16 protein-coding genes, 1 tRNA gene and 3 pseudogenes are annotated in these 15,795 nt (G+C 59.5%); 16 read left to right on the top strand and 4 right to left on the bottom strand.

Features of this window, described 5'->3' with window-relative positions:
• Positions 1-143: 143 nt before the first annotated feature.
• The 4 genes and pseudogenes from ISX84_RS09050 to ISX84_RS23560 form a co-directional block, all read left to right on the top strand.
• Positions 144-218, top strand: a tRNA-Gln gene (locus ISX84_RS09050).
• Between the two features lie 325 nt (positions 219-543).
• Positions 544-1,035 (top strand): annotated as a pseudogene (locus ISX84_RS09045) (integrase core domain-containing protein); the annotation flags it as partial.
• A 79-nt stretch (positions 1,036-1,114) separates the two neighbouring features.
• Positions 1,115-1,330, top strand: coding sequence for a hypothetical protein (locus tag ISX84_RS09040; RefSeq protein ID WP_195820004.1), 216 nt, complete (start codon positions 1,115-1,117; stop codon positions 1,328-1,330).
• A gap of 283 nt (positions 1,331-1,613) precedes the next feature.
• Positions 1,614-1,898, top strand: a pseudogene (locus tag ISX84_RS23560) (GFA family protein); the annotation flags it as partial.
• Positions 1,899-2,595: 697 nt separating this feature from the next.
• Here ISX84_RS23560 and ISX84_RS09030 read toward each other — a convergent pair.
• Both ISX84_RS09030 and ISX84_RS09025 read right to left on the bottom strand, forming a co-directional pair.
• A complete protein-coding gene (locus ISX84_RS09030; RefSeq protein WP_195820002.1) occupies positions 2,596-3,813 on the bottom strand; it encodes a helix-turn-helix domain-containing protein in 1,218 nt (405 codons plus the stop codon).
• A 146-nt stretch (positions 3,814-3,959) separates the two neighbouring features.
• Positions 3,960-4,940: a serine hydrolase domain-containing protein gene (locus ISX84_RS09025; RefSeq protein WP_195820001.1), complete on the bottom strand. Its 981-nt coding sequence runs from the start codon at positions 4,938-4,940 to the stop codon at positions 3,960-3,962.
• A gap of 953 nt (positions 4,941-5,893) precedes the next feature.
• On the opposite strand from ISX84_RS09025, the gene ISX84_RS09020 reads away from it, so the two are divergent.
• Positions 5,894-6,424: a hypothetical protein gene (locus ISX84_RS09020; protein WP_195820000.1), complete on the top strand. Its 531-nt coding sequence runs from the start codon at positions 5,894-5,896 to the stop codon at positions 6,422-6,424.
• Positions 6,425-7,085: 661 nt separating this feature from the next.
• On the opposite strand, the gene ISX84_RS09015 is transcribed toward ISX84_RS09020, so the two are convergent.
• Positions 7,086-7,223, bottom strand: coding sequence for a hypothetical protein (locus ISX84_RS09015; protein ID WP_195819999.1), 138 nt, complete (start codon positions 7,221-7,223; stop codon positions 7,086-7,088).
• Here ISX84_RS09015 and ISX84_RS09010 point away from each other — a divergent pair.
• The 5 genes and pseudogenes from ISX84_RS09010 (at position 7,213) to ISX84_RS08995 (ending at position 9,292) form a co-directional block, all read left to right on the top strand.
• A complete protein-coding gene (locus ISX84_RS09010) occupies positions 7,213-7,377 on the top strand; it encodes a hypothetical protein (RefSeq protein WP_195819998.1) in 165 nt (54 codons plus the stop codon). The genes ISX84_RS09015 and ISX84_RS09010 overlap by 11 nt on opposite strands.
• Positions 7,378-7,410: 33 nt before the next feature.
• Positions 7,411-7,992 (top strand): tetratricopeptide repeat protein, encoded by a 582-nt coding sequence (locus ISX84_RS09005; RefSeq protein ID WP_195819997.1) that lies wholly within the window; start codon positions 7,411-7,413, stop codon positions 7,990-7,992.
• Positions 7,993-8,277: pseudogene (locus ISX84_RS23555) on the top strand (AMP-binding protein); the annotation flags it as partial.
• Between the two features lie 31 nt (positions 8,278-8,308).
• A complete protein-coding gene (locus ISX84_RS09000) occupies positions 8,309-8,770 on the top strand; it encodes an AMP-binding protein (RefSeq protein WP_195819996.1) in 462 nt (153 codons plus the stop codon).
• 282 nt (positions 8,771-9,052) lie between these two features.
• Positions 9,053-9,292: a hypothetical protein gene (locus ISX84_RS08995; protein ID WP_195819995.1), complete on the top strand. Its 240-nt coding sequence runs from the start codon at positions 9,053-9,055 to the stop codon at positions 9,290-9,292.
• Between the two features lie 393 nt (positions 9,293-9,685).
• Here the strand turns inward: ISX84_RS08995 and ISX84_RS08990 are convergent, their stop codons facing one another.
• The gene (locus ISX84_RS08990) at positions 9,686-11,047 is read right to left on the bottom strand and encodes an aminotransferase-like domain-containing protein (RefSeq protein WP_195819994.1); all 1,362 of its coding nucleotides are present in this window, start codon (positions 11,045-11,047) and stop codon (positions 9,686-9,688) included.
• A 268-nt stretch (positions 11,048-11,315) separates the two neighbouring features.
• On the opposite strand from ISX84_RS08990, the gene ISX84_RS08985 reads away from it, so the two are divergent.
• The 6 genes from ISX84_RS08985 to ISX84_RS08960 all read left to right on the top strand — a co-directional run bounded on the left by ISX84_RS08985 (position 11,316) and on the right by ISX84_RS08960 (position 15,786).
• Positions 11,316-11,798, top strand: a complete 483-nt coding sequence (locus ISX84_RS08985) for an MSMEG_0572/Sll0783 family nitrogen starvation response protein (protein ID WP_195819993.1) — start codon at positions 11,316-11,318, stop codon at positions 11,796-11,798.
• 103 nt (positions 11,799-11,901) lie between these two features.
• Positions 11,902-12,894 carry a Nit6803 family nitrilase gene (locus ISX84_RS08980; RefSeq protein ID WP_195819992.1) on the top strand — a complete coding sequence of 331 codons (993 nt, stop codon included), beginning with the start codon at positions 11,902-11,904 and terminating at the stop codon, positions 12,892-12,894.
• Positions 12,887-13,987: an MSMEG_0568 family radical SAM protein gene (locus ISX84_RS08975; protein WP_195819991.1), complete on the top strand. Its 1,101-nt coding sequence runs from the start codon at positions 12,887-12,889 to the stop codon at positions 13,985-13,987. Before ISX84_RS08980 ends, ISX84_RS08975 begins: the two co-directional genes overlap by 8 nt.
• Complete coding sequence (locus tag ISX84_RS08970) at positions 13,984-14,532, top strand: MSMEG_0567/Sll0786 family nitrogen starvation N-acetyltransferase (RefSeq protein WP_195819990.1); 549 nt, start codon at positions 13,984-13,986, stop codon at positions 14,530-14,532. The genes ISX84_RS08975 and ISX84_RS08970 overlap by 4 nt, the downstream gene beginning before the upstream one ends.
• On the top strand, positions 14,532-15,515 hold the full coding sequence (locus ISX84_RS08965) for a sll0787 family AIR synthase-like protein (RefSeq protein ID WP_229884189.1): 984 nt from the start codon (positions 14,532-14,534) through the stop codon (positions 15,513-15,515). Before ISX84_RS08970 ends, ISX84_RS08965 begins: the two co-directional genes overlap by 1 nt.
• Positions 15,508-15,786, top strand: coding sequence for an MSMEG_0570 family nitrogen starvation response protein (locus ISX84_RS08960; protein ID WP_195819989.1), 279 nt, complete (start codon positions 15,508-15,510; stop codon positions 15,784-15,786). Before ISX84_RS08965 ends, ISX84_RS08960 begins: the two co-directional genes overlap by 8 nt.
• Positions 15,787-15,795 lie beyond the last annotated feature (9 nt).

Genomic DNA, 15,795 nt, shown 5'->3' with positions numbered 1-15,795 from the left:
TTAGGTTGAGAGGCGATGGGCGTTGCGAGAGCGCCAAGCCACCAAGGCGTTCCATAGGAAACGCTTGGATTGGAAATTGCAGGCTTTTTCTCGAAATCAGGTCTTGCGCGTCTGGCCAGAGAGGCTTAATTACCGGCCCACGTTGGGATGTAGCCAAGTGGTAAGGCAACTGTTTTTGGTACAGTGTACCGTAGGTTCGAATCCTACCATCCCAGCCAAACACTTCTTGTTGTGTCGTCCGGCATGAACCGCAACTTGTCCGGCGAGACTTACAACTTTTGTCGGGTAAGAACGTCACATTAAGCATCTTTGCTGATTTTCAGGGGCTCAGTAGCCTAACACGGTTTTTTGAAATTTTCGGTGAAAAGCCCCTAGCCAAAACGCCATTAATGCCGTCCACGGCCCATTCCGGGCGTTCGACCTCTAGTCAAGCGCGCAGCACAGCTTCACCAGACCGGACTTTCGCAGCGAATGCATAATCCAAGCATCGTTGAACTCACCTCAATGCGGCCACACTTGGACCGCCACTTGTATAAAGTAGCGTCGCTCAACTTCATATCTGACGCGTTGGAAGACGGGCGCAGGCTCCGGGTCTTGAACTTCATCGACGACTTCAGCCGTGAGTGCCTGGCCGCAGTGGTCGACACATCCATTGGCGGCGCGCGTGTCGCTCGCGAACTGGATCGCATCGCCGAACTGCGCGGCTATCCCTGCATAGTGGTCTCAGACAACGGGACTGAGCTGACCAGCAACGCGATGCTCAAGTGGCGAGAGGATCGCAACGTCGGCTGGCACTACATCGCGCCCGGCAAACCCATGCAGAACGGTTTCGAGGAAAGCTTCAACGGAAGGATGCGCGAGAAGTGCCTGAACGAACACCTGTTCCCATCTCTGCGCCATGCCTGCCGCATGATCGCGGCATGGCGCAGAGACGACAACTACACCCGGCCTCACTCCAGCCTCGCTGGCCTGACGCCACACGAATATGCTAACCGGTCGAGGGAAGACCAAAACCTGAACAGAGCTTACCCATAAACGCGGTCTCTAAGGCGAGCAGGTCAGGTTTGATCAGGGGATCGTGTTGGGCAATGGCGGACTATCCATACGGGCTGCCATGAATGGGCTGGGCATCGTCATCGGCGACGACATCCTCTGTGCCGACGCTCTGAAATGTGGCGATCTGACAAAGGTCGGAGATACATTGCGCCCCGGGCGTGACGACTATTGGCTGTCAGCGCATCCGGACATGAGAGGTGACCGGATTGCCGACAAGTTCGGCGCATGGCTATTCTCTGAACTCGCGGATGTGACTGGCAATCGAGCGACCTAGCTCCTGCCCGTTTTATGCAAATGGCGTTGGCCGAATGTACGCGTGGCTCCGTTTAATCACTGAGAAGACATGGCGCCAATCGAAAAGCACGCAAAGCCACCCTTGCGGTTTTACAACAGCATCTGGTCGCTGATTGCTTAGGATCAGCACATCAGCACCATTTTTGACGCAGGGTCATACCGCGATGAACCACTACGGGGGCTGTCAATGCGGCGCCATTCTATACGAAACAGACAACAAACCTGTCGTTGCCTCTTGCTGCCATTGAGCTGACTGCCAACAACAGTCCAGCAGCGCTTGTGGTATGTCTGTTTGGTTCCCTGCGGATGCATTCCAAGCGACGTCCGGAGTACTTTCGACGTGGAAAACAACAGGCGACAGCGAGAGTGAAGAGGTCTGCACTCCCTGTTCGACATGTGGCACCCGCATCTATCACGCTTTCCTGGGAGTGTCGGACACACTCGGTGTGAAGGGCGGCTCACTGGATGATATAAGCAAGACTTCTCCCGCCGCACATATCTGGACAAAAAGCGCTCAACCACGAATGTTGCGGATCCTCATCGATTAAATCTGCCATTGGACCGAGCCTGACACGTTCGACCGCCTGATCGCTGAATTCCAACAAAATTCAAACTGATTGCTTTCACTTTTGCCACTGCCCCGACCCGCGCTCAAGAGCGATGGACTGCCCCTGGGCGGGTGCATGATCTTGGTTGCGCACGTGGGATGATACGATCTGGCTTGCAAAACAGGGATGGGCCGCGACAGGCGTCAAAGTTACGCAGCCGGCAATTGATGTGGCACAATCAGCAGCGGAAAATCTTGGCGTTGGAGAACCCGCGCGTATTGGCCCAATCCCTCTTGAACCGGTGTCACTCTATTGAAGCAGAACCGTCCACATTGTTCACAACCCCAAAACGGTTATCGCAAGAGCCTGATTTTCTGCCGCAACTCTTTGCTGAACAGCGGCGCAGGCTTGAATGTCTCCGGCCACGCAGGCGGCATCAACCTGCTTGCGTGCGGAAATCTCAGCGGGCGTTTCGCAAGCACAGAGGGCAAAGAGAGCCAGGATTAGGTATCGTTTCATAAAAGTGTCTTTCTCAATCTTTTCACATTTCGACAGCGCCGAAGTCGATGCGCCGCATCGAACCCACGGGCGTGGTGGGCGGTGAGCTAAATCTCGGTTTTCCGTAGTTTGAGGGCAAGTGAGTGAAGTGGTTTTGGCTGTCTCCTGATCCGCAATGACTGGACCGGATGTCGCGTGATCACCCTTTGCTGTCATCCATCCCAACAGGGCGAGACACTGTTTTTCGATAACTGGTGGGGGTTTGGCCGGTGACACGCTTGAAGGCGTTGTAAAAGGAAGACCGCGCATTGAAGCCCACATCGTAGGTGATGTTGAGAACAGTTTCATCGGTCGTGGACAACAGCGTCATGGCCTCGGCGATGCGGTACCCGTTGACGAAATCAAAGAAGTTCTCGCCAATCACCTCGTTCAGCGTCTGCGAAATATAGTTTGGCGATGCACCGATATGTCGGGCCAAGATCCACAGCGAAAGATTGGGGTCACGGTGCAGGTGATCTGTTTCCATCGCGGCACGCAGTTTGCGGGTGATACGTGTCGTTGCCTCTGCCGTCAGCGCAGATTTTTCATATTTCTCACTCGACTTTTCCTGTGGCTGATCAATGGGTATTGTCGGCGTTTGTTCGGCTTCGACGTCGGGCACCAGAGCCGGGCGTTGTCGCAGGCCCCAATGTGTTGTCGTCGCAACCAGAGCGAGGCCAGCAAAACCGGCAACACTGATGAACGCAGGTGTCGCGCCCGTTGGCTTCGGGTCAAAGGCGATGAACAGGACAAGCGCTTGAGCCACCCAGAAAAGCACCCCCAAACCGCCAATCACGTAAATCCAACGCAGTTCGTGTTCTTCGGTACTGGCATAGACATCGCGCAGCATCAGTCGATAGCGCATCAGACGGCGTATGATCAGGAAAAGGTAGACGGCCATTTGCGGATAAACCGCGAGCTGCAAGAGTAAGACAACAAGAACAAGCGCCACCAGCCAAGGCGAAGACGGTAGAGGCCCATTAGAATAGAGCGTTCCCGATACCTCTTGCGGAGACAAGAGGATTATCACCCCAGACAGCACCGCAAGAACCGGCAAGAGAATATGGCGAAAGAGATGCGCGGGCCGCCGTTGTTCGGGTGATGTCAGTGTAAACACGTACATCCAAAACAGCGGTGCAAGTAAAAGCGAACTGGGCAGCCATATGATAGACTCGGCCGGTTGGATGTAGGCATCCGGCAGTGTCTCAATCATGCGATTGAATGCATCCGGGACGTTGTTCACTGCCACAGCGGCAAGGAACGCCGCAAAACTTCTACTCACGCAGGAGTGCTCTGTCTGCGTGAGACAAAATGCGATGCCGAACAACGTGATTGCGATAGTGGCCGTGCTGGCCATTTCAACGATGATTAAGTCCATACCACAAATTGTCCCGAACACCGCAGGGAGACCAGAATGCAAACGCACTCAAGGCCCCTCAATCTGTCCTTCCCTGTGAGGATGGACAGCCCAGAATTTGGAACTGCCGACCAACGCGGTACAAGTGACCTAAAACTGCGACAGGATCAATCCGGCACCAACTGCCGGGCATAGGTCTCAAGCGCCCCGTTTCGGTTCGTGACCGCGGCGCGAACCCTTCCGGTCGCAAGCTCAGCAGCCATTACGGAGTCAAATCCAAAATTGCGCCCTTCGTGCAAAATCGTGGCGGAGGGTGTCACAAATACGCCCAGGCCTGAGCGCCAGCTCACTGGCGTGACCATCCGCTGCGCCAGTGCCACGGGAATAAGGGCATCGCGTGCGCCACTCAGGGAGTGAAGTACCGCTTGCAGGACCTTTGCGAGGTCCGATGCAGTTGCCCAGAGCCCGGCCGCAGCGCTTTCCGGGTGCCTTCTGAACCCGCCGACCAGCGGCCACCCATCTGCATAAAACCCATGTGCGAAGGCTGGTTCTGGCTTTAGAGCAAAGGTTGCGCGAGGGGCGCCAATCGGGGTCAGGACCTCCGTAGTGGTGTATGTCGCGAAACCCATTCCGGTAATGTCTTCAATCAATGCTTGCAGAACCATTGTGCCGCCGCCGCTGTACCTGAATTGGCGAAACAGACGGCGACGTGTCCGCACAGGATTTGAATTGGCGGGATGGCGACCAGAAAGGATATCCGGCAGGTTCGGAATTTCGATGCCCGGCCCATACCCCTCAAACCCATGAACTGTGGTGCCTGCGGTATGCGACAGCAATTCCGCGATTGTCGCAGTGGCACCTCTGGGACCTGGCAATTGCCACTGCCGAAGATACCTGTTTGCGGCTTGGTCAAGCTCAATACGGCCATCCCGAACCAATGTCAGAACTGCCAACGCGGTTACGGTTTTGGAACACGAGGCCACTTGAAACAGCGTGTCATCATCAACAACGGCGTGCGGGGTTGCCATCCCCCCGTGTCCCGCAGTTAAGCGTCCACCATTGATTTCGGCGACCTGATAGCCGGGCAAATCGGTCGTTGTCTGTTGCGCAAATGACGGACGCGGCAGTGGTGCCAGAGCCGCTGCCAAACTGGTCGCAGTGAATGTACGTCGGTTCATTGTGTCGATCTTCCTGTTCAGCTGAAGGCAAGACCCACCAAGCATCGTGGGTATCGCAACGCTGTGTCCCAGCTGCCAGAAAGTCGCCCGTTCCTGCAGGTTTGGACAAGACAGTCGGACAAGAGTTTTCAGGAAAGTCGCTCAGCTCAAAATCGAGAACGAAGGCACAGGTGGTCCAAAATCCACGTCAATCGTGCCAGCATAACTGCGTTCCACCATGGCCAATGTCAGCTATGCCGCGCTTGGCTGCAGACCGCGAACAACGCATATTGGCGAGTGGTGGACGTTAGAAATGACTTGCACAGCTGTCATCAAACCCGATCAACCGAAGATCTGCACCGTGGACAAGCATTCAACTGATCGCCGCAACACATCGGCCAAATTTCTTGGCTGGCGTCTCAGGCGGCACGTCTTTCTGGGTCACTTATTCATCTGTCTCGCAACGGCGCTGAGGTTGGTCTGGCCATTGGTCGACATATCCGGGCAGCGCGGGGAGTATTGTTGCAAAAGCCGATTGGCGTTTTCATTGCTCGTCCTTTGCCACGGTAACTGGTGGTCCAAGAGGCAGAAATCATTCTGGCCGCCATGGGAACCGGGCATGGTCGGTCATTTCCGGACCACGATTCCGGGTCTGTGATTTGTCCTTAGCCGTCGCCTTGCATGCGCACACGTCGCGGCTCTTGGTCCGGTTCGGTGCGGTAGCGTGGCAAAACCGCGAGGTCGCTCCCGTCGTTACAATGCAAATACAATGCTTTGCGCAGGTCACAAGGCTTTAGCCAAACACTGGCTTGCTGTAGCTGACGGTCGAGAGCATGGGCCACAACAGCTGGCGCCGCGACCGTGGATGCCAACCGTTTGAGGATCGTCGATATCAATGAGACGGCGGATAACTGTGCCTTCAGTTTTGATCTCACGGGGATGGGGTGGACGACTATAGCGTTACCGCGGTTAACCGGGGAAAAGGCGCCTTTGGAGCTATCACCAGCCTCGCCGAAAGCAATTTCGACGACCCGGCGGGGACCGTGCTCACTGATGGCAAGCTGAACCGTTTTCGTCTGGCTCTCCTCTTCGAAGAAGGTGATGCGCTTGATGCCGATGGTGGCGGCGACGCCCACCGTTTCGCCAGCGCCTTTGTCAATGACCAGGGTCCCTTCGCGACGGTCGGGGACACCGGTTTTATCGGTCTTATCCTATCGCTTTTGGACGAAGATGGGGTCGCGCACACACATTTCGGTTGGGCCGAGCTGGAACGCGGTTGCGAAGACAGTCTGTCCCTGCTGCGCATCGGGTTCCAGACCAACGCCAACACGGCGGCTGAAATCCCGAGTGGTGGCGAGGATCCCGCCACCGTGCCGCTCCCTGCAAGCCTGTGCCGCTGCTGTTGGCCGGTGCGGGCGGTCTGCTGGCGCTCCGACGTCGTCGCGGCGCCCAAGCGGCGTAGCCCCCGGATCTGAGGGGTTTTCCCCGATCACGCCGGCGAACCAGGGATCCTCGCGCACCGGGTTCGCCCATTAAACTGTTCTATGCAAATGCGGCTCTTGTGGCTGCTGACCAAGGTAGAGTTGGACACTATCATCACCCAGCCCCGATTGAGGCTGGCGGCATCGGCAAGCTCTTTGCCGGACAGTCGCTGCGGTTTCCAACAGCCGCTTTGCCGCATGGTCGTAACCCCGCTAATCGAGGAGGCGTCCGGCCCGATTGGTTGCACGCCGAGTGGAGCGTCGTGATCTACTTGTGCCGCCCGTCTGGGAACACGTCGCTGCCGCCGGTGTCTCCTGCACCGCGGTCGTCTGGCCGATCACCCATCCGGCCACCGGGGCGGACAATCTGCTGGTGGTCAGCAACAACTTTGTCGACGCCAGCGGGGATGCGTTTGAGACATGGCCCTTTGACCCGCGGACGGTTTCCCATCCCAACCTGCATACTGTTTTTTCCGACCTGCGCCTACATCCCGGCGACGTCAGCGCCGAGACGATGCTGCCGTTTCTCGACAAACCCGGGACCATCGATAGCGGCAGCGACGAACGGCTCGACCTGCTCGCCCGAACCCTGGCGCGCACGCTGACCCTGCAAGGCGCGGCCACCTGGATCGCCGAGCACAGCAGGCCGGACTTCCTAGCGGTGAATGTCGATCTGGTTGACTTTCTGTCCGCCACCTTCCTGCAATACCGCGCCTCGCGCATGGGCCATGTCACCCAGACCAATCATGCGATTTGCCAGTGTGGTCGAGGAGGCGTACCGGATGTCCCACATGATGCTGGCCCGCTATCTGGAGCTTGCAGGCGACGGCACGCGGGTCGTCATTCCCTCCGATCACTGCCATCTGGGGGATGCACTGCGCAAACGCCCGGCAGAGATACGCGGCGGCAAGGTGAATCTGGCGTACCGCGACCCCTGCATACTTTGAACGGCAGGTCCCGGCATTCCCGAGGATCGTCCGGTGTTCGGGGCGCTGCAAACGGACGTGGCGCCAACGCTGCCGGCCCTCGCGCCGGGCAACATCACCGCCCATATCCTGACAGCGCAATGCAGTATTGCTCTGGGGCGAGCAGAGTATGCCGCAACCGCCGATTTTACACGTGCCGCACGAAAGACAGCAAAGACCGCAGAGGGCAGCCGACAGCGCACCTCAATCGGCTGGGCGCAGATGTGCCTCAACGCCCATGACGCGGCCGGCCGCAGCTTTGAACGGGCCCTGAGCATCGACAGCGTATCGACACTGGCTCTGGGCGATCTCGGCACCGTCCATCTGTACCACAAGAGATATACGCAGGCGCTGTCCTGTTTTCAAAGCGCGCTCAGAGGCGCTCAACAGCAGCCCAAGGTTCACGCCCGGCGCGGGTTTGCCTTGCTCGGTCCAAACCACTTGAGCGAGGCGCGCTTCGCCTTTGAGACGGCGCTGTCCCTTGCGCCGGGGTTGGCGCTTGCGGCGGACGGTTTGCAAAAACTCGATCAGATTGCCATCGGCACCGCGATAGAAGTTCATTTGCAAGACAGGCGCACTGCGGACATGAAGGTTTAAATGTTCAACTGGTCCGGTACAATCCACGATCTTGCGACAGGCAGCCGACTGTCTGGCCCGGAGCTTGACGCCGAAGTCCACCGTCGCGCTGGCATCCTGCTCTGGATAGGCATTCGCCGGAAGGACTGTGTGGCCATTGCGCATTCCAACTCACCGGCTTTCTTCGCAGACCTATTTGCGATCTGGTCGGTGGGGGCGACGTCGGCCTGTCTGAACCCGAGGCTGACGCGCGCGGAGTTTGCCCACCTGATCGCTTTGTCAGACGCCGTGGCGCTGCTGACGGGCGGTCAGAAAATGTGCTTCGGCGTCCCCGTGCATGACCTTTCGGAACAAAACCTGCCCGCGGACCTTTCGCGCGACCGCTCTGGACGATGCCGCGCTGATCCTCTTCACCTCGGGAGCGACCAGCACGCCAACGGACGTCGCCCACACGCTGCGCGCCCATATCGGCGATGACGCCTTACACAGCACCCTGCCCACCCGTTTCGGCCACGATCTGATCAGCAATTGCCTGACGCCGTTTTTCGCGAGGGGCACGGTCTATCTAGGCGCCCATCTGGGTGCAGCGCTGGCGCTCAACCTCGATCATGTCCTTGCCAAGCATCGGATCGATTTCATGAGCTCGGTCCCCGCCTTCTGGCGACTGGCCACCCGTGGAACCAGCCCGGAGCCGAAGGCGTGCCTCAAAGGAATTCACATCGGGTCGGCACCGCTATCGGCCAAACTCTGGCATGAGGTAATCGACTGGAGCGGGGGCGCCGATGTGGTCAACATGTAAGGAGACCGCGAATTGGGTCGGCGGGGCTTCGTCCCGTGACGCAGCGCCTCAGGACGGCCTGATCGGTCGGCTCTGGGGCGAACGTGCCGCGGTGCTATCCGATGGCGGCAGTCTTCACGGGACCGGGCAAGGCGAGATTGTGGTGCAGACACCAACACTGATGCGGGCCTATCTGAACAACCCGGCGCTGACCAACGACGTCTTCACGCAAGACGACACAGTCAGCGGCGAAAACTGGCGGTTGCCGTATTTTTGGCTGACGGTGCCGATGCGGACTCAAGAATGCTGGCCGGTTGGGCCAAGCCCCGGATCCGCAAGGACGCGCATCCGGCAACGGTTTTCCCGTCGCCCAGCGCCAGCGAAGCTAGGTCAAGCCTTTCGCGCGTGCGTCTTATCCTGTCGCTCGAAGAACAGCTTGGCCGTCGCCGCGCGCCGAAAGAGATCGTGTCTGTTACATCCGCAAATGCCGTAGAGGCGCTTTTCTCCAAGGGACCGGCTCATGCGCGAACGGGCGATACCTGAGGCGAGCGCATCTTGCGAAACCCTTGCCATGTGCGGCCACTGAAACCCGTCCGAGCCTCTTGTCCAGCACCGCGCCCAGACGATGGTTTCTCTTTTATCGGTAGGTTTGATTTCTGCTCTTGTCCAAGAAGGACTGCCCTTTCGGAAGTTTGCAATGAAAGCGATGTCCCGACGTTCCTCGACCAATCATCATCAATTTGCATCTACCTCGCCAAACAACCTTCCCGCCCAACGCCCCGAAGACAGGCGCACTTGGGTCGCTACACACTTTGTGTGCACCCGCACCGGTCGTGACGCGTCCGTCCGGATATTCGGCTTGCGCCGTCCAGAGAGTCGCTATTTGCCTTTGGACAGAGCGCGCAATGACGTTCAAGACCGGACAGCCATTGTCGGCTAATGCGACAATTGCCAAATCTGATTGTTCAAATGCGACAGCGTTTGTGGCAGCGTTTCTCTCGGAATGCGCCCGCCAAGGCAAATGCGCACAAACTGATCTTTGCTCGCTGACGTGTGAAAAGCGCTTTCGGGGGCAATGCCAATTTCATGGTTCGACATATTCGCCATCAGGGAAGCGCATGTCACTCCCTGGGGTAGCCGCAGCCAGATGTTGAAGGCATGCGGGTTGGCAACAAACTCCGCCTCGGTGACGATCTCCGCAGCGATGTTCTGACGGATTTCGGTCTCTTTGCGAATGAAGCGCCGGATCTGGTCGGCTGTCCCGTCGAGCACCCAGCGGGTCGCAAGCGCCATGGAAACCGGTGACGACATGACGGAAGCCGCGCGAATACCGTTTTCCAATGCAAAGCCGGCACGTGCATTGGGGGCGACCGAATAAGCCAGACGCAGCCCCGCGCCGATGCATTTTGCAAGGCCGCCGATGTACCACGTCAGGTCGGGCGCACTGGCCGCCATGGGCGGAGGCGCATCCGGTAAAACAAAGCCATAGGCGTCATCTTCGATCAGCGGAAGTCTATGCCGCTTCATAACGTCGGCAATCTCTAACCTTCTGTTCTGGGGCACGATCATGGTTGTCGGATTGTGAAGCGTCGGGTTGAGGTACAGCGCGCGCGGTGAATGGGTTTGGATCGCGGCGTCCAGCGCATCGGGAAGGACGCCGTATGCGTCCATCGGCAAGCCGACGAGTTTCAAGCCGAGCTGCGCACAGATCTTCTTGAAACCGGAATAGGTAATCTCTTCGCACAGGATACAGTCACCCGGTCGCGCCAGCACGCTCAGGATGGCCAGCATCGTCGCATGCGCACCGGGCGTGACCGCGACACGGTCCAGATTGGGGACCAGCCCGCGCATGGACAGCCAGATCGACGCCGCCTCCTTGTCGACGCTGCCGCCAATCGGATCCTGATACCGCAGCAGGTGGACCAGATCGTCAGATACCGCAGACAGACCTGCCCGCATCCTTTCCAGCAACTCCGGGTCGGTGGGCTCCGGCGGCGCGTTCATGGTCAGATCGTTTGCCAGAGCACGCCGTTCGTCGCCGCTGCTGATGCTTTTCTGCGGCAGCACGAAGGTTCCACGCCCCACATGGGACGCGATCAAACCGCGTTTGATCGCTTCGGTATAGCCGCGTGAGACGGTTGTGAAATTCGCCCCGATGATATCCGCCAGCTGCCGTTGTGGGGGCAGCTGGTCCCCGGGTAAAAGCACACGGTCTTTCATGTCCTGCGCAATGCAATCCACGATTGCCAAATAGCGCGGTCGACCGGATTGCTTGATTCGCTGGGGCCAGTTTTGCATCGTATATCCTCAGATCTAACGATAAACACTCATATTGTATGCATACTATGCAGACAATTTATGGAACGTATTTGGAAGGCTGAAGTGCCAATTTTGAACAGTAATCGCCCATAATTCGGTCATTTTTGAACGTTCGAGCCTACTCCATAGGCATAGTCATACAATCAATACAATTACATTGATCGCAAAATTGTATGCACTAATAGCCTGCACCCGCGTTTTGCACCTAGCTGGAGGCAACAGCAAATGCGCACGACAGGAGAACGCAATGCCCGAAGTCACCACACCCGCCCACAAAGATGGCGATTTTTTTGTAAACTACGAAGACAAGGTCTTTGAGGACGTTCAGGCGGAAGAAGGCCAGAAGGCTCTGGTGACCTTCCACACGGTGGCTTTCGAAGGCTCCATCGGCTTGGTCAACATCCTTCAAGCCATTCGCCTGCAGCGCAAGGGGTTTGAAACCTCCGTTCTGCTCTATGGCCCAGGCGTGTCCCTGGGCGTGCAGCGTGGTTTCCCGACCCTTGGCGATGAAGCCTTCCCCGGTGCGCAGAACTACGCCGCGAACCTCACGAAGTTCATGAAAGAGGGCGGCAAGGTCTATGCCTGCCGTTTTGCCCTGCAGATGCTGATGGGCCATGGCGAGCCATCGCTGCTGCCCGGGATCACGCCGATTGCCCCGCAGGACGTGCTGGATCTGAAGCTGCTGCACGTGCGCGACAACGCACTGATCCTCGACACCTGGACCCTCTGAACCACCAGCCGGGCCGGGGTCGCAATGGCGTCGCCCCGGCCTAGCCACATCCCTCACCTTGGCGGCAACGGCGTCGCCTCCCGCGCCCGAAAGGACACCCATCATGTCTGATGCCGAGACCCGCCAGATCGTGCGCGCCGCCGCCGTCCAGATCGCGCCGGATCTGACAAGCCGCGCTGGCACCATCGAACGTGTTTTGAACGCCATCGCCGACGCCGCCGAAAAGGGCGCCGACCTGATCGTCTTTCCAGAGACCTTCGTGCCCTACTACCCCTATTTCTCGTTTATCCTGCCCCCGATCCAGCAGGGGCCCGAGCATCTGCGGCTCTATGAGGAGGCGGTGGTCGTCCCCTCACCCGAAACACAGGCGGTGGCCGATGCTGCGCTCAAACGCGGTGTGGTCATCGTTCTGGGGATCAACGAGCGTGACAACGGCTCCCTCTTTAACACGCAGCTCATTTTCGATGCGGATGGGTCTCTGGCGCTCAAACGGCGCAAGATCACCCCCACCTATCATGAACGCATGATCTGGGGGCAAGGGGATGGTGCCGGGCTGAAGGTGGTCGAGACCAGGCTGGGCCGCATTGGCGCGCTGGCCTGTTGGGAGCATTACAACCCGCTCGCCCGCTATGCTTTGATGGCGCAGCACGAAGAGATCCACGTGAGCCACTTCCCCGGCAGCCTTGTCGGCCCGATCTTCGGCGAGCAGATTGAGGTCACCATGCGCCACCACGCGCTGGAAGCCGGGGCCTTTGTGGTCAACGCCACCGGATGGCTGACCGACGAACAGATCGAGAGTATCTCGCCTGATCCCAAGCTACAAAAAGGGCTCCGTGATGGCTGCATGACCTGCATCATCTCGCCCGAGGGTCGCCACGTAGTCCCTCCGCTGACCGAAGGAGAAGGCTTACTCATCGCTGATCTGGACATGGCGCTGGTGACCAAGCGCAAACGGATGATGGACAGTGTGGGCCACTACGCCCGCCCCGAACTGCTGCATCTGGTGCATGACGCACGCCCCGCGCAGCCTGTGCACCGGATCGAGACCCCCGCCGACCTGTTGGGAACCCCAGAACCGGAGGTCGAAGATGTCTGAAGCTGACCTGATCAACGAACTGCAGACGCGCGGCATGCGGCTGGTCGACCCTTCTGCGGGGATGGAAAGTCGTCGCGGGGGCGCGGGCCCGACTGACCACAAGGCCATCACGGTGGGCGGCACCACGGTGATGGTGCCGGTACATACGGCCCCGGCCTTTGACAGCCCCTATCTGGTGGAGGCGCCGGGTGCGGATGGCCTTGCCGAAGTGACCAAATCCGGTGTGTCTCTGGGACAGGTTCGGTTCCCGACGCGGCCCCGGTTCTATGACCTCAAGACTGCCGATGGTGTGGACTACTGGAAGATCGCGACGCTGCATTCCGAGGACGTGCTGGCCACCACCGTTCTGCAGACCTGCATCCGCTATGAGAGCCGCAAGAAAACCTGCAAGTTCTGCTCCATCGGCCAATCGCTCGCGGCGGGGCGCACGATCGCCCACAAGACGCCCGCGCAACTGGCCGAGGTCGCCAGGGCAGCGGTGGAGCTGGACGGCGTCAAACATATGGTCATGACCACCGGAACGCCCGCAGGCAAGGACCGGGGTGCTGCCGTCATGACCGACAGTGCAGCGGCCATCAAAGCTGCCGTCGACCTGCCGCTTCAGGCGCAATGCGAACCGCCCGAGGATGATGACTGGCACGCCCGCATGGCCGAAGCCGGTGTCGACGCCCTTGGCATGCATCTGGAGGCTGTCACACCGGAGGTGCGCGCGCGGATCATGCCAGGCAAGGCGCAGGTAAGCCTTGAAAAATACTTCAGCAGCTTCGAAGCCGCCGTGAAGGTCTTTGGGCGCGGTCAGGTCTCGACCTACATCCTCGCCGGGCTGGGCGATACGCCCGGGGCGATCCTTCAGACTTCACAAGAGCTTTGCAAGATCGGGGTCTACCCTTTCGTGGTGCCCTTCGTCCCGGTCTCCGGCACGCCCTTGGAAAGTCATCCGGCCCCTGACGCGGACTTCATGGCGCGGATCCTCAGGCCGCTTGCGGGCATGATTCTGCGCGCGGGCATGAGCGCCGAAAGCGCTAAGGCGGGCTGCGCTAAATGCGGCGCGTGCTCGGCCCTCTCGGTCTATGAAAAGCTGAGGGTGTCATGAGTTTTCAGAACGCCCGCGTTTTTCTGTCGCCGGATTTCATCATCCGTGCCGCGTCGCAGGCTTGGGAGCTGGCGGGTGTACGCGATCTGCGCCACCGGGTCTTTGTGGAAGAGCAAAAGATCTTTGCCGCAGACGACAAGGACGAGATAGATGCCATCGCCCTGCCGCTGGCCGCGATCAGCACGCTGGCCTCCGAGGCGGATCAGGTTGTGGGCACCGTCCGCATCCATGAGGACGGCCCGCGCATCTGGCGCGGCTCGCGGCTCGCCGTCACTAAAACCCACCGGCGCATGGGGCGACTTGGCGCTGAGCTGATCCGGCTGGCGGTCTGCACTGCCCATGGCCGAGGGTGTGACCGGTTTCTGGCGCAGGTGCAGATGCAGAATGTGAAACTCTTCGAACGCCTGCATTGGGTTTCGCTGCGTGAGATTGAGGTGCACGGCGTCCCGCACATGGAAATGCAGGCCGATCTTGCGGCCTATCCGCCCATTCCCGACCCCTTCGTGGGGTGGAAAACGCTCTCCAATAAGCGAGGGCAGCGGTGATGAAACCGCACATCCCCCTGCGCCAAATGGTGCGCGATTTGCGGGATCACCCGTCGGTGCGCGGCAAACTCGATATCGCGCACAGCACCGCGACGCTGGGCCTGACTGCCGACAGCACCGGGCAGCCGGGGGACGACTGCGCAGTGCTGCCCGCCAAAGACGGCTATGACCTTTTCGCCTGCGAAGGCTTCATTAACGCGTTTGTCGAAGCGGACCCGTGGTTTGCCGGCTGGTGCGGTGTGATGGTCAACATCTCTGACATCCTGTCGATGGGCGGGCGGGCGCGCTGTGTGACCAACGCCATCTGGGCCCCCTGTGCGGACCTGGCGCAACCGGTTCTGGCCGGGATGAAAGCGGCGGCACAGGCCTACGGTGTACCTATCGTCGGTGGGCATACCAACCTGCGGGCTGAAGGGCTGCAACTCTCGGTCTCGATCCTCGGGCATGCGCGCTCCGTCATCTCAAGCTTTACCGCGCAGCCGGGCGATGTGCTGATCTGCGCCGTGGATCTGCGCGGCAGCTACCGCGAACCGTTCGACAACTGGAACGCCGCACTGACGACACCGCCTGCGGCCTTGCGCGCGGCCCTGTCGATCCTGCCCGAGATCGCGGAGGCTGGTCTTGCGACTGGCGGCAAGGACATCAGCCAGGGCGGCATCGTGGGCACGGCGCTGATGCTGGCCGAGGCGTCGGGTGTCGGCATCGATATCCAGTTGGAGGCGCTGCCGCGCCCTGAAGGCGTCGAGATGGGCCGCTGGCTGCGCAGTTTCCCCAGCTTTGGCTTCCTGCTGACGGCGTCGGCAAAGGATGCAGACGCGATTTGCCACGCTTTCGACGACCACGGCGTCTCGGCCAGCATCTGCGGCGATGTCACAGATGGCTCCGCCGTAAATCTGACCAGCCGCGAAGGATCGGCTCTGTTCTGGGACTATGCCCGGACTCCCTATCTCAATCTTTCATCGCAGGAGGCGCGCCATGCCTGAGACCCGTTTCACCGTCCGCTGGCCCGATGGTCAGACGGAGCAGCTATATTCTCCGTCCACCGTGGTGCGGGAGTATCTGGCCGCAGGCACGACCTATCCACTGGAGGACTTTACGCAACGCTGCCGCATCGCCTTGGAACAGGCCAGCATGCGGGTCGAGGCGAAATACGGTTACCGCTGCACCAGTGCCGACGCTCAGCTGGCCGACATCGAGCGCACCGTCAGCACTTTCTCCGCGCCCGCAGATGTCGTCTGCCTCTCGATCTCATAAGGACCATTC

This window comes from Roseobacter sp. MH60115, assembly GCF_015644665.1.
Lineage (GTDB): Bacteria > Pseudomonadota > Alphaproteobacteria > Rhodobacterales > Rhodobacteraceae > Roseobacter.
The sequence above is the reverse complement of the archived record's forward strand: the minus strand, read 5'-3'. Positions and strand labels throughout refer to the sequence as shown.